13 protein-coding genes are annotated in these 13,185 nt (G+C 66.5%); 7 read left to right on the plus strand and 6 right to left on the minus strand.

Features of this window, described 5'->3' with window-relative positions; translation table 11 throughout:
• The first annotated feature begins 12 nt into the window (after positions 1–12).
• Entirely contained in the window at positions 13–1,083 is a 1,071-nt protein-coding gene (locus tag HWY45_RS02525; protein WP_059884419.1) for an AraC family transcriptional regulator, read from the plus strand.
• A gap of 33 nt (positions 1,084–1,116) precedes the next feature.
• Here HWY45_RS02525 and HWY45_RS02530 read toward each other — a convergent pair whose 3' ends face one another.
• Positions 1,117–1,545, minus strand: a complete 429-nt coding sequence (locus HWY45_RS02530; RefSeq protein ID WP_059884420.1) for a MarR family winged helix-turn-helix transcriptional regulator — start codon at positions 1,543–1,545, stop codon at positions 1,117–1,119.
• Between the two features lie 140 nt (positions 1,546–1,685).
• On the opposite strand from HWY45_RS02530, the gene HWY45_RS02535 reads away from it, so the two are divergent.
• The 5 genes from HWY45_RS02535 to HWY45_RS02555 all read left to right on the plus strand — a co-directional run bounded on the left by HWY45_RS02535 (position 1,686) and on the right by HWY45_RS02555 (position 7,321).
• On the plus strand, positions 1,686–2,606 hold the full coding sequence (locus HWY45_RS02535; protein WP_059563274.1) for a LysR family transcriptional regulator: 921 nt from the start codon (positions 1,686–1,688) through the stop codon (positions 2,604–2,606).
• Between the two features lie 86 nt (positions 2,607–2,692).
• Positions 2,693–3,124, plus strand: coding sequence for a MarR family winged helix-turn-helix transcriptional regulator (locus HWY45_RS02540; RefSeq protein ID WP_059884421.1), 432 nt, complete (start codon positions 2,693–2,695; stop codon positions 3,122–3,124).
• 64 nt (positions 3,125–3,188) lie between these two features.
• Positions 3,189–4,280, plus strand: a complete 1,092-nt coding sequence (locus HWY45_RS02545; protein WP_059884422.1) for an HlyD family secretion protein — start codon at positions 3,189–3,191, stop codon at positions 4,278–4,280.
• Positions 4,281–4,299: 19 nt separating this feature from the next.
• Positions 4,300–5,874 (plus strand): DHA2 family efflux MFS transporter permease subunit, encoded by a 1,575-nt coding sequence (locus tag HWY45_RS02550; protein ID WP_059563277.1) that lies wholly within the window; start codon positions 4,300–4,302, stop codon positions 5,872–5,874.
• 10 nt (positions 5,875–5,884) lie between these two features.
• Positions 5,885–7,321, plus strand: coding sequence for an efflux transporter outer membrane subunit (locus HWY45_RS02555; protein ID WP_059884520.1), 1,437 nt, complete (start codon positions 5,885–5,887; stop codon positions 7,319–7,321).
• 858 nt (positions 7,322–8,179) lie between these two features.
• On the opposite strand, the gene HWY45_RS02560 is transcribed toward HWY45_RS02555, so the two are convergent.
• Both HWY45_RS02560 and HWY45_RS02565 read right to left on the minus strand, forming a co-directional pair.
• Positions 8,180–9,427, minus strand: coding sequence for a dicarboxylate/amino acid:cation symporter (locus tag HWY45_RS02560; protein WP_059563278.1), 1,248 nt, complete (start codon positions 9,425–9,427; stop codon positions 8,180–8,182).
• On the minus strand, positions 9,420–10,073 hold the full coding sequence (locus tag HWY45_RS02565) for a GntR family transcriptional regulator (protein ID WP_059563279.1): 654 nt from the start codon (positions 10,071–10,073) through the stop codon (positions 9,420–9,422). The genes HWY45_RS02560 and HWY45_RS02565 overlap by 8 nt, the downstream gene beginning before the upstream one ends.
• Before the next feature lie 225 nt (positions 10,074–10,298).
• On the opposite strand from HWY45_RS02565, the gene HWY45_RS02570 reads away from it, so the two are divergent.
• Positions 10,299–10,688, plus strand: a complete 390-nt coding sequence (locus HWY45_RS02570; RefSeq protein WP_081063026.1) for a GNAT family N-acetyltransferase — start codon at positions 10,299–10,301, stop codon at positions 10,686–10,688.
• 18 nt (positions 10,689–10,706) lie between these two features.
• Here HWY45_RS02570 and yfcF read toward each other — a convergent pair whose 3' ends face one another.
• The 3 genes from yfcF to HWY45_RS02585 all read right to left on the minus strand — a co-directional run bounded on the left by yfcF (position 10,707) and on the right by HWY45_RS02585 (position 12,471).
• A complete protein-coding gene (gene yfcF / locus HWY45_RS02575; RefSeq protein WP_081069881.1) occupies positions 10,707–11,339 on the minus strand; it encodes a glutathione transferase in 633 nt (210 codons plus the stop codon).
• An 81-nt stretch (positions 11,340–11,420) separates the two neighbouring features.
• Positions 11,421–11,852: a TIGR02594 family protein gene (locus tag HWY45_RS02580; protein WP_081063024.1), complete on the minus strand. Its 432-nt coding sequence runs from the start codon at positions 11,850–11,852 to the stop codon at positions 11,421–11,423.
• 397 nt (positions 11,853–12,249) lie between these two features.
• Positions 12,250–12,471 (minus strand): SymE family type I addiction module toxin, encoded by a 222-nt coding sequence (locus HWY45_RS02585; protein ID WP_063895660.1) that lies wholly within the window; start codon positions 12,469–12,471, stop codon positions 12,250–12,252.
• Positions 12,472–13,185: the final 714 nt, after the last annotated feature.

Consider the following 13,185-nt stretch of genomic DNA (forward strand, 5'->3'; position numbering starts at 1 on the left):
CAAACAGCCATAATGCTTGTCATTTCCGGCCAAAAACACATGACTTCCCCACTCGCCAAGGACCGCCTCGGGCTGCGCCGGCCGACGATTCCGGTCGCCTATCCGCGCCTGCTGCTGCAGGTGCTCGGCGCACGCGTCGTCGACCTCGCCGCGGTGCGCGCGGGCACCGGCCTGCGCGACGCGGTGCTGGCCGAGCCGGACGCGCGCGTCGCGCCGTCGCAATGGGGGCGGCTCGTACTCAATGCGATCGAGATCGGCGGCGACGAAGGCATCGGCCTCGCGTTCGGGCTCCAGCTCAAGCCGACCATGCACGGCTTTCTGGGTTACGCGACGCTGACCGCGCGGGACATCCGCGAATCGCTGCAGGTGACGATCCGCTACTTCCGGATGCGTAACCGTCAATATCGTCTGACCTATGCCGAGGACGAAAACGGCGCGACGCTCGAACTGCACGGCGTGCAGGCGAGCCCCGTGCTGCAGCATCACGTGATGTTCGAATTCGTGCTGACCGGGCTCGCGCAGAACATCGCGCAGTTGTCGGGGCGCGCCGCGCCGGACATCGCGCTGCGGTTCGCGTGGCCGGAGCCCGCCTACTTCGCCGGCTACCGCGCGCAGTTGCCGCCCGTGCGCTTCGGCTGCGCGGCCAACGCGCTGTGGATCGCGCGCGACGTGCTCGACTGGCCGCTGCCGCTCGCCGACGAAGTCGCGCACCGGCAGGCGCTCGTGCAGGTCGAGCGCGAATATGCGCAGGTCAGGCAGGAGGAAGGCGATCTAGTCGAACGGGTGCGGGCGGAACTCGCGCGCGCGGCGGGCGGCTATCCGGGGCCGGAGATGCTCGCGCAGCAGTTGCTCGTGTCGACGCGCACACTGAGGCGGCGGCTCGAGGAAGCCGGCGCCAGCTACCGGCAGCTGCTGGACGAAGCGCGTTACCGGGATGCAAAGCAGCTGCTCGCGGCGTCGGATCTCGACCTGAAGACGATCGCCGAGCGCCTGCAGTTCACCGATCCGGCAAACTTCACGCGCGCGTTCCGGCGCTGGGCCGGACAGACGCCGAGCGCGTATCGCGAGGCGGCCGCCGCGTAGCGGAATCGGTAAGCGCCGGCCTGCCCCGCCGCGCTACCGCTTCCCCGTCATGCTGAACAGCTCGTCGCGCAGCGCCTTCGCGCGCCCTTCGCCGAATTGCGCCTCGAACTCGTCCTGCGCGGCCTTCCATGCGCGCTTCGCGTGGCCGAACGTGCGCACGCCCTGCTTCGTCAGGTTCAGCACATGCGCGCGCGCGTCCTGCTCGGAGACACCCGCTGCGACGAGCCCGTCGCGCTGCAGCGGCTTCAGCCCGCGCAGCAGCGTCGTGCGGTCCATCACCAGCATGTCGGCGAGCTCGCTCATCAGCACGTCGGGCTTGAGCGACAGGATCGCCAGGATCGAGAACTGCGCCGACGTGAGGCCGACCGGGCCCAGATGTCGCTCGTAGATTTGCGTGACGTAGCGCGTCGCCTGACGCAGCGCGAGGCAGTTGCACGCACCGGCAATTTGAATGTCGTCCATGCTCGGCAATTTATAAGTGCATATGCATAAAGTCAAAGTATACTCCGCCGTATCGGCCGGCGGCGGCCGGGCTGAGCCGCAAGAATCCGGGGCCGGACCACGGCGACGCGGCCCCGCGTTCGAACCCGAGGACACGCAACATGGACTACATCGACAAGCTGCGGATTTTCCGGTCGGTGGTGGAACAGCGCAGCTTCACCCGCGCCGCCGACATCCACGGTCTCGCGCGGCCCGTCGTGTCACGCGCGGTCGCCGAGCTGGAAGCGCGCTTCGGCAGCCGCCTGCTGCACCGGACCACGCGGCAGGTGTCGCTGACCGAGACGGCCGAGCGCATCTACGAGCGCTGCGCGGCCGTGCTCGACGAACTCGACGCGCTGGAAGCGGAAGCCGCCACGCACACGCGCGAGCCGGACGGCCTGCTGCGGCTCGTCGCGCACACGACCGCCACGCTGAACCGCCTCGTGCCGCTGATCGCCGGCTTCAAGGCCGCGTATCCGAAGGTGCGCCTCGACGTCACGCTGACCGAGCGCCCCGTCGACCTGGTCGGTGAAGGCTACGACATCGGCATCGTCGTGCCCTACATGCTGACAAGCGAGACGACCGTCGTGCGGCTGATCGAACGGATTCCGGTCGTGATCGTCGCAACGCCGGAATATCTCGTCACCCACCCGCGCCCGACCACGCCGGCCGACCTCGCCGATCACCTGTTCGTGTCGTTGTCGCCGTCGCTGCGGCGCACGGCGCTGGTGTTCCGCGTCGACGGCGATACGCTGAGCGTGCCGTACCGGTTCGACGTGTCGTCCAACAGCCCTGTGTTCAACCGCGAGATGGTGCTGCGCCACTTCGGCATCGGCGCGGTGCCGCGCGGGATCGTCGAGAAGGAGCTCGCGTCGGGCGCGCTCGTGCAGTTGCTCGCGGACGCCGATCTCGTCGACGCATTCGTCGACATCAAGCTCGCCTATGCGAACCGCGCACTGTTGCCGGCGAAGGTGAAGGCGTTCATCGACTACACGGCGGCCTACGGCAAGACGCCGGAGCCCGTCGCGCAAACGGCCGGCTGACAGCCGACCGATTGGTACAGCCACAACACCAATCTGATCCCGCCCCGCACATCGATTCACGCCGCCGCACTCACTAACATGTGCACATGCACAAGTACACGCTCACCGATGACGACTGTTTCGCGGTCCGGCAGGCCGCCCGCCGGATCTCGCAATTCTACGAGCGTTACCTGTCGCACGCGGGCGTCACCGCATCGCAGTACAGCATCCTCGCGCTGCTGCGCGAGCGCCCGGGCCTGACGATGGCGGCGCTGTCGGCCGTGCTGGTGATCGAGCGCACCGCGCTGCTGCGCGCGCTCAAGCCGCTCGTCGGCGCGGCGCTCGTCGCGAGCTACCGCGAAGGCGAGCGGCGGCGGCAGACGTTCGCGCTGACCGGCGCAGGCGAAGCGAAGATCGCGCAGGCGCACGCGCACTGGCTCGAAGCGCAGGAGGCGTTCGAACGGCGCTTCGGGCCCGCGCAGGCGGCCCTGCTCAGAGACGAACTGTTCCGGATCACGCACAACATCCCGGAACGCTGACCCCATCCCCCGATCGGCGCGCCACGTCGGTCGTTTCAAACAGTGCATATACATAGGTGATTCGATGGATACGACGCAGACTCCTGTTACCCGCGACGCGGCACCTGCCGACACTGTCGCGCAGCAACGCCGGCGCGTGCCGTGGATGAAGGTCGCGGTGCTGGCCGTGATCGCGGTGGTCGTGTCGGCGGCGCTCTACTGGACTTTCGTGCTGCGCTTCGAGCAAAGCACCGACGATGCGTACGTGGGCGGCAACGTCACGGTGCTCGCGCCGAAGGTCAACGGCTTCGTCGACCAGATCCTCGTGACCGACAACCAGCGCGTGAAGGCCGGCGACGTGCTGGTGCAGCTCGATGCGCGCGACTACGACGCGAAGCTCGCGCAGGCGACGGCCGACGTCGACGGCGCGCGCGCCGCGGTGACCGAGCTCGAAGCGAAGCAGCAGCTGCAGCACGCGGTGATCGGCCAGCAGACCGCGGAAAAAAGCGCGTCGGCGGCGGAGCTGACCCGCGCCGCGTCCGACAAGTCGCGCTACCGCGAACTCGTGAAATCCGACGCGGTGTCGAACCAGATCGTCGAACGCGCGGATGCCGACTATTCGAAGGCGAGCGCCGCGGTCGATCGCAGCGACGCCGCGCTGCTCGCCGCGAAACGTCAGCTCGACGTGCTCGGCGCGCAGCTCGCCGATGCCCGCGCGCGCGTCAACACCGCGCTCGCCGCGCAGCGGGTGGCGGCGCTCAACGTCGAATACACGACGATCCGCTCGCCGGTCGACGGCTACGTCGGCAACCGCACCGGCCGGGTCGGGATGCTCGCGAGCGTCGGCGTGCCGCTGCTCACGATCGTCCCCGCGTCGGGCCTGTGGATCGACGCGAACTTCAAGGAAGACCAGCTCAAGCACATGCGCGCGGGCGACCGCGTCGACGTGCAGCTCGACGCGTCGAGCGTGCGCCTGCACGGCAGCGTCGACAGCGTCGCGCCCGCGACCGGCGCGACCTTCAGCGTGCTGCCGCCGGAGAACGCGACCGGCAACTTCACGAAGATCGTGCAGCGCGTGCCGGTGCGCGTGCATCTCGACCCGCAGCCGGGCAGCGAGAACGTGCTGCGCCCGGGCCTGTCCGCGGTCGTGACCGTGCACACCGATCACGCGAACTGAGCCTCACGCGGAGCCCATCATGACCACAGGTTTTATCGGCGACCCGGCGTCGCAACCGATCAAGCAGCGCGTGATCGCGTTCGCGCTGATGTGCGTCGGCTTCTTCATGGCGACGCTCGACATCCAGATCGTCGCGTCTTCGCTGCGCGACATCGGCGGCGGCTTGTCTGCCAGCCAGGACGAACTGTCGTGGGTGCAGACGGCCTACCTGATCCCCGAGATCCTCGTGATCCCGATGTCGGGCTGGCTGTCGAAGGTGCTGTCGACGCGCTGGCTGTTCGTCGCGTCCGCGGTCGGCTTCACGATCACCAGCATGCTGTGCGGCCTCGCGTGGGACATCAACTCGATGATCCTGTTTCGCGGGCTGCAGGGCGCGCTCGGTGCGGCGATGATCCCCACCGTGTTCACCACCGCGTTCGTGCTGTTTCCCGGCAAGCAGCGGCTCATCGCGTCGACCACGATCGGCGCGCTCGCGTCGCTCGCGCCGACGATCGGGCCGGTGATCGGCGGCTGGATCACCGACCAGTGGTCGTGGCACTGGCTGTTCTACCTGAACCTCGTGCCCGGCATCGCCGTCGCCGCGCTGGTGCCGCGCTACGTGCACATCGACGTGCCCGACCTGAGCCTGCTCAAGCGCGGCGACTACGTCGGCATCGGGCTGATGTCCGGTTTCCTCGGCTGCCTCGAATACGTGCTCGAGGAAGGCCCGCGCAAGAACTGGTTCGGCGATCACGCGATCGTGTTCTGCACGTGGATCTCCGCGATCTGCGGCTTCCTGTTCATCGTGCACGCGCTGACCGCGAAGGATCCGATCGTCGACCTGCGCGCGCTCGCCGTGCGCAACTTCGGGATCGGCAGCCTGCTGTCGTTCGTGACCGGCATCGGCAGCTTCGTGACGGTGTTCCTGACGCCGCTGTTTCTCGCGCAGGTGCGCGGCTTCAATGCACTGCAGATCGGCATCGCGCTGCTGTCGATGGGTGTGGTCCAGTTGCTCGCGCTCGGCGCGTATGCGTTCGCGGCGCGCTTCGTCAGCATGCGGGTGCTGCTGGTGTTCGGGCTGATCTGCTTCGGCCTCGGCATCTACCTGTACACGCCGCTCACGCACGACTGGGGCTGGCGCGAACTGCTGCTGCCGCAGGCGCTGCGCGGCATCGGCCAGCAGTTCAGCGTGCCGCCGATCGTGACGATGGCGCTCGGCTCGCTGCCGCAGTCGCGCCTGAAATCCGCGAGCGGCCTGTTCAACCTGATGCGCAACCTCGGCGGCGCGATCGGCATCGCGGTAAGCGCGACGATGCTCAACGACCGGCTGAACTTCCATTACCTGCGCCTGAACGAGCACGTGACGGCCGGCCAGCCGCAGATCGCGGCGCTGCTCGACCAGCAGGCCGCGCACTGGACGGCGGTGGCCGGCAATACGCTGAACACCGCGCAGGCAAGCCTCGCGAACCTGCACCGGCTCGTCTATCGCGAAGCGCTCACGTTGACCTACGCGGATGCGTTCTACGCGCTCGCGATGTGTTTCGTCGTGGCGCTGGTCGCGGTGTTGTTTTCCAAACCCATTTCGTTGAGCGCGCCGCCGCCGGACGCGCACTGAGGTGATCACCATGAAGAAGCTTCTCGTCGCCCTCGCCGTCAGCGCGCTCGCCGCCGGCTGCGCGGTGCAGCCCGCGCAGCATCCCGCGCTGCACGAATCGGTCGAATCGCTCGCGCCGCACGCGTGGGACACGGACGTGCCGCGCGCCGACGTCGACGCCGCTGCGTGGTGGGCGCAGTTCCACGATCCCGCGCTCGATCAGCTGATCGCCACCGTGCTCGACGGCAATCTCGACCTGCAGGCGGCCACCGAACGTGTGAAGCAGGCGCAGGCGCTGACCGTGCAGAAGCGCGCGGTGCTGCTGCCCGAGCTCGACGCAACCGCGCATGCGTCCGCCGCGCGCCAGAACATACCGCCGCCGCTCGGCTACGTGAAGCAGGCCGGCGCGGGGCTCGTGCTCAGCTGGTCGCCCGACGTGTTCGGCGGCGAACGGCTCGACCTGCTCGCGGCGCAGGCCGAACTCGTCGGGCAGAAGCATGCGGAAGACGCGATGCGGCTCGCGCTGGCCGCCGACACGGCATCCGCGTATGTCGACCTGCGCTGGGCGCAGCAGGAACTGCGGATCCTGCAGGACAACGCAACGATCCGGCAGCGCGCGCTCGACCTGACGCGCAAGCGGCAGGCGTTCGGGCTGTCGACGGAACTCGACGTCACGCGCGCGCAGAACCAGCTCGATGCGCTCGAAGCGCGCATTCCGCCGACGCAGGCGCAGATCGCGCACCAGCTCAACCTGATCGCGGTGTATTCGGGGCGCACACCGGAATCGGTCGACCGTCTCGTGCTCGCGCAGGCCGGCGACATTCCCGCGCCGCCCGGCGGCACGCCGCGCACGCTGCCGTCGCAGGCGCTGCTGCGCCGCCCCGACGTGCTGGCCGCGTATGCGCGCGTCGAGCAGCGCGCGGCGCAGGTCGGCGTCGCGAAGGCGGAGCGCTATCCGAAGTTCTCGCTGAACCTCACGGACGGTATCCTCGCCGCGTCCTACCTCGGCCTGCCGACGCTCACCGACAACCTGTTCAGCGCCGCGCTGAGCGCGACGAGCCCGATCTTCAACGCAGGACGCATCACCGCCGACATCGCGCAGAGCGAAAGCCGGATGCGCGAATCGGAGCTCGGCCTGCGGCAGACGATGCTGCAGGCGCTGCGCGAAGTGGAGGACGCGCGCGCGAACCTCGTCGGCACGACGGCGGCGACGCAGCGCCTCGACAGCGCGCTCGCCGCGTCGGACAAGGCGCTCGGTCTCGCGAACAAGCTCTACAAGGGCGGTGCGACGGATTTCCTCGACGTGCTGTCGGCGCAGGAGGTGTACCTGCGCGATTCGGATGCGCTCAACCAGGTGCGCCGCGAGCATGCGCTGTCGGCGGTGGCGCTGTACCGGTCGCTGGGTGGCGGGTGGAGCCGGCATGACGCGGCCGATGGCGGGAACGCAGACGCCGTGGCGGCGAATTGATGGACGATGTGGATCGCGTGCGCGTTCGACGAGCGCGCCGCCGTCACGCAAGTTCGTGTCGGCGACGCGCCGCGACCGTGATCGCGCGCGTCGCGCCGCGCGTGGGCTACCCGAGGTCGACCGGCGGATCGTCGGCGTCGCGTGCGTCCGGCTCCGGACGCACACGCCGCGACTTGCGCGCTTGCGCCGGCATGCCGGCGCGTGGCTTGGCCCCGTCGAGCGGCGCGCTTGCGGCCGGGCTGGCCGGCAGCGGCGCCACCGCGCTCGATGGGATCGGTATAAAAGACGCGCGCTGCGCCCGAGGAGACGAAGCGCGCGGTGAAGCCACCTGACGAATCCGAGGCGCTAACAACCATGTATACGCCGTCAGGCGGGACACGGGACCGGAAGTCCGTGCCGAGTGAGAACCGATTGAGCTTTCGAAAGACGGGTGCCGCGCAGTGGATCCGGCATGCAGACGCGCGGCGAGCGCCCACCCGCGCATGCGCGTCGACACGGTGTGCACGATCCGGGCGCCCACGCAAACGTTCGCATCGGCATCAAAACCGACGATGCGCGCGGGTCGAATGATTGGCGGCAGTCGACAGGCCATCGCCGGACCACTGCATGTCCGACGCAGCCGATGTTGCCGTAGAATACGGGCAGCCATGGACGGTCTCTCAAAAGCTTCCGATGGTCAGGCCGGTGCCGGTGCTCGCAACACCGCCATCGGCCGATTCATTTCCGGCCGCCGCCTGCGCTCGCAACACACGCGACGGCCGTCTGTCCTTCTTCAGGATCCTTCCTCGTTCAAGCGTCCGGTGCCGATGCGAAGCGCCATACGCTGGCGCTTCTTCGCACGACACCGACGCCCGAACGTCATGCATGCTGCTGGTTCGACTGCGGGATCCCTGCGTCGTCCTGCGCGTATTCCGGGCCCGCGAGCTTGACCGCGACTGCCGCGGCCGTGGTGCTCGCATACACGTTCAGCGCCGTGCGGCCCATGTCGAAGAACGCGTCGACGCCGAGGATCAGCAGCACGGCATCCGCGGGCAGGCCGATCGACGTGAGCACCACGGTGATCGCGACGATCGCGCCGGACGGCACGTTGGCCGCGCCGTCGATCGTGACGATCGTGAGGATCGCCACCGTCAGCACGATCGGCCAGGTCCACACGATGTGATACGCGTCGCCGAGGTAGCCGACCGCGAGCGCCGTATAGAGCACCGCGCCGTCGCGATTGAAGATGTACGCGAGCGGCAGGATGGTCGACGCGACGCCGCGCGGCACGCCCATCTCGGTCAGCTTCTTCAGGTGCAGCGGAAACGTGATCTCGGACGAACGCGTCGTGAACGCAAGGATCAGCGGCTCGCGCACCTTGCGCAGCACCGCGAGCGGCGACTGGCCCGACACCTTGATGATCGTCGTCAGGATCACCGCGAGGATCGCCATGCCGAGATACGCGACACCGAGCAGCTTGAGCAGCGGATGCAGCGCCGCGAAGCCCTTGGTCGCGAACAGCAGCGCGAGCGCCGAGAAGATCGCCAGCGGCGACCACGCGATCACCCATTCGACCAGCTTGAACAGCGCGGCCAGCAACGCCTCGAAAACTGCGATCGCAGGTTCAGCGCGATCCGGAACCGCAGACAGTGCGGACCCGAGCAGCAGGCCGAACACCAGCACCGGCAACGAGTTGCCCGCCGCGAGCGCCGCGACGATGTTGCTCGGGATCAGGTCGACCACGAACTGCATCCAGTCGATCGACGACGCGAGGTGCTGCGGCATCGAGCCCGTCTGCGCCATGCTCGCGCCGAGGCCCGGACGGAACGCGAAGTTGAGCAGCAGCCCGAGCGCCGCCGCCAGCGCGGTCATCACGACGAAGAACGCGATGCTCAGGCCCGCGACGGAGCCGAGCCGGCCGCGCTGCTGCCGCGCGCGATAGACGCCGAGCGTCACCGACAGGAAGATCAGCGGCATCACGACCATCTTGATCGCATGCCCGAAAATGGCCGTGACAAAGCCGAGTTTCGCGCCCACGTCCGGCAGCCAGATACCGCATGCGCCGCCCAGCACGAGGCCGGTAAACATCTGAATCGGAAGCGAGATTTTCGAGGGAGTCTTATTCATGTTGTGCCCGTATTAATCTGATTCGCGCGGGTGTGCCGTCGACGATGTGATTCCACATATGCTGTCGAGCGAGTTCGCAATCCTTTTCGACGATCGCGTGATAAATCCGCAAATGCTCGATCGTGCCGCGGCGCACCGTCTCGGCGTCGCCCCGCGGCAATTCATTCAGCGCGAGGGTCTGTACCCGCAGTAATTCGTAGGCCGTCGAGATTCGCGGATTCCTCGCCGCGAGGAACAGTTCCTGGTGAAACACCCAGCCGATGCGCTGCTCGACCATGATGTCGCCCGTGTCCGCCTCGAGCAGCCGCTTCATCCTGTCCGCGGCCTCGCTGAGGCCGTCGGTCGCGCCGCCCCGCGCCGCGAGATAGGCTGCCGTACTCTCCAACGCCAGCCGCATTTCGAAGATTTCACGCAGATCGTCGTTGGTCGGCGACGTGACGAACGTGCCGCTCTTGCCCACGACGGTGACGAGCCCCTCGGCCTCCAGGAGGTGCAGCGCGCTGCGCACCGGCATCTGCCCGAAACCCAGCTCGCCGGCAAGGCCCCGATGAGAAATCTTTTGTCCAGGCGTGAGTCTCCCGTCAAAGATTCGCGCGCGAATCTCCTCGTAAGCACTCTCGGCGTTGGTCAATGTTTTCCCCGTCATCTGCGATCACAGTTAAATGACTTGTTCGAAATGAAATCTGCGACTTCCGAAGATTATCTTCAAGCTTAAATTTCGACAACTGTAATTTGTGCTGGTGCTGTAAATTTCGTGTCTGCACTAAAACCAGTTCCAGAAATAATTGGAAAAACCATGACCCAAAATGGCGTGTTGTTTACGATTTCAGCGATACAGGCGGAACAGACGTATCCGCTTCGGGCCGAGGTTTTGCTCAAGAGAGACGAGGATGCATGCACGCTGCCGGGCGATCATGCGCCGACGACCATCCATCTGGCCGTCCAGGATCGCGAGCGCATCGTCGCGATCGCGTCGCTGTGCGAGGATCGCCCGGAAGGCAGTGCGCCCGGGCTGCGCGCGTGGCGCCTGCGCGGGATGGCCGTGCATGCGTCCGCGCGGGGGCTCGGCTTCGGCCGCCTCCTCGTGCATTTGTGCCTGCGTCATGCGCAGGCGCGCGATGCTGAGCTGGTGTGGTGTACCGCGCGCGAATCCGCGCACGGTTTCTACGAGAAGCTGGGCTTCGCGGCCGACCCGCAGACGCTCACGATGTCCAGCCGGCCGGACCTCAATTTCTATCTGATGCGGCACAGCTTCGCTTGAGGCCGTGACGCGAACGCGTCACAGCGGCGGGCGCGCCAGCTTCACCCAGCGCTGCACCGACGGCCGTTCCCACTGCGCGCGCGCATAGTCCGCGAGACGCGTCGGCACCGGGTCGTCGTTCAACACGAGACGGTTCAGCATCACCGCGAGATCGACATCCGCGATGCACCAGTCGCCGAACAGGTTCGCCGCGCCCGGTGCGAGCAGCGCGTCGGCTGCCGCGAACAGCTTCTTTGCCGCCGCCTGCGCGAGGCCCGACAGCGGTTCGCGCGACGGCCCGTAGAACACCACCTCGGTCGAGCGTTCGGCGCGGATCGGCATCAGGTCGCTGCGCAGCCACGCCTGCACCTGCCGTGCCCGCGCGCGCTGTTGGCGGTCGGTGGGATACAGGCGCGCGCCGGGGAACGTCTCGTCGAGATACTCGGTGATCGCCGACGATTCCGACAGCGCAAACCCGTCGTGGACGAGCGTCGGCACGCGTTGCGTCAGCGACGTCGCCGCGTAGTCCGGCGCGAAATGCGCGCGGTTGCCGAGGTCGACGGTGACGAGTTCGAACGGCAGCGACTTTTCTTGAAGCGCGACGTAGACGGACATCGCGTAGGGGCTTGTGTACTGCGCGTCCGCGTAAAGGCGGAGGTTCCCGGTTGGCACTGCACTCTCCTCGTTGATGATGGGCGAGCAGCAGTGTAGCAACGCGTGCGGCGGCGCGTGAGCGGGTACGGCGCGGGTGTGTCAGGCCGGCCAACGGTAGCCGAGCACGGTGTCGAGCGGGTACGCGAGCTCGCGCACTTCTTCGAGTTGATTGCCGCCCCACAGGTAGACGTGCTCGTCATCGTGACGGAGATAGAAGCCGACGTGCCCTTTCCAGCTCGCCGGATCGTCGCGCGTGAGCACGGCGATGCAGCCGTAAACCGGCCGCTCGAGCGCCCTGCCCCATTCGAGCCACGAACGCGCGAGCGCGGAACCCGTGCCGCGGAAACCCGCATGCGCCATGCACCAGTTCATGAAAGACGAACACCACGAAATCTTGTCGTCGTAGCCGACGAGGTTCGTGTGGTTGTTGTATTCGACGATGCGGGGGTTTGTGTCGCCTGTGGGGAAGCGGCGTACGCCGCGTTCGCTCAGCGCGACGGGCATCCAGGCTGGGTGGTGGTCGACGGTCATTTGCGGGACTTCGGGACGGCGGGTGGCGGTGGTGGGATAGTCGCTGATTCGTGTGGGGATGTCGAGGGGGCGAGGCGGTGGGGCTACGGTCGCTGTTGCGCTATGGGTTGTACTGGCGCGGCGTGGCGGGATGACGGTGCACATGCTCAACATAATGCGCGTGATTGTTTCGCGAAACGTGACTCGTTGCACGCCGTTGCATCGTGCAACGACTAAATCAGAACCATGCGGATACTTAAATCGCGCGCTTTGGGGCCTCATTGAAATCAGCTTGTGCGCACGATTTCTGATACCTCCGCGTAACGAGGTGCAATTGCCCCACACGCGTCGAACTGGACGCGGCCGCAGCGGAGAACCTTGCACGCTAAGGGCCGCGAACCTCGCGGCCCCACGCCGCTTACATCGCCGTGATGATCAGCCTGCCCGGCTCGATCGTGATCCGCGCTCGTCGGCCCGGTACAAAACCAGCGTCGTTGATGATCCACATGCCGGCGATCTTGAAATACGGGAGAGTCGTCGACGGCCTGGACCCCATGTTTTTCGGGCGGCCCCAGAGTTCCTGCATCGTCACGAAACGTTCCGTGATCGGTGGGCGTGAATTATGATTCGGCTTAGCCATGGTCAACTCCTCTATAGTTGGCTGCGGTTAGCGGGTCGTGAGTGTTGGTAGCACTTGCGGCCCGCGCTCGTTTACGGCGGTGATTTGGTGGTGGGTGGTCCTCCTTTGTTAGTGGCTTGGTTCGTACGACAGATCAATGGAAGAACGTGGATTGCGCCGCATCTGTCACTCACGCGCGCCAGGGATTCGCGATCGCCATCGACTCAACATGACTTATTAGACCAGCGTTGATCGCCTGATGATCGAGGTTCGGGCAAACGTTAGCCAATGGGTATAGGGAACACGATCCAGTCAGCCGCCCGCAGGACACAGCGCGTACCGGCAACGGATCGGCAATTTTGAACGAACAGAGATCTCGTTCATGTCGGACTCAATCAGGCCATGACGATTCGAAACAATCCCGCTATAGGATCGCAGCCATTCAGCCTGCAGCAAAAAACGTCATCGATCTACATTTCGACGTCGTGCACCGCTCGACCGAGTGCAAGAAATCACACTCAATATCCCGTACGACCTATTTTGGTGTGCAAATCTTAGCTCGCCATGCGCAATGCTTGGTGTCGTGGAAGTTCAAAGCCAGCATCGTACGGCGCGAAGATTGGGATCAATGATCCCAGTCGTTCGGCCGGTGGCACCGGCTGATTCCAGCCAACCCCGAGCGAACATGCTCGGCAACTACCTCGGCCGAGTTGCTGCCCCTGAGAGGTCGGCTCG

Source organism: Burkholderia stagnalis, from assembly GCF_902830275.1.
In the GTDB taxonomy this organism is placed as follows: Bacteria; Pseudomonadota; Gammaproteobacteria; order Burkholderiales; family Burkholderiaceae; genus Burkholderia; species Burkholderia stagnalis.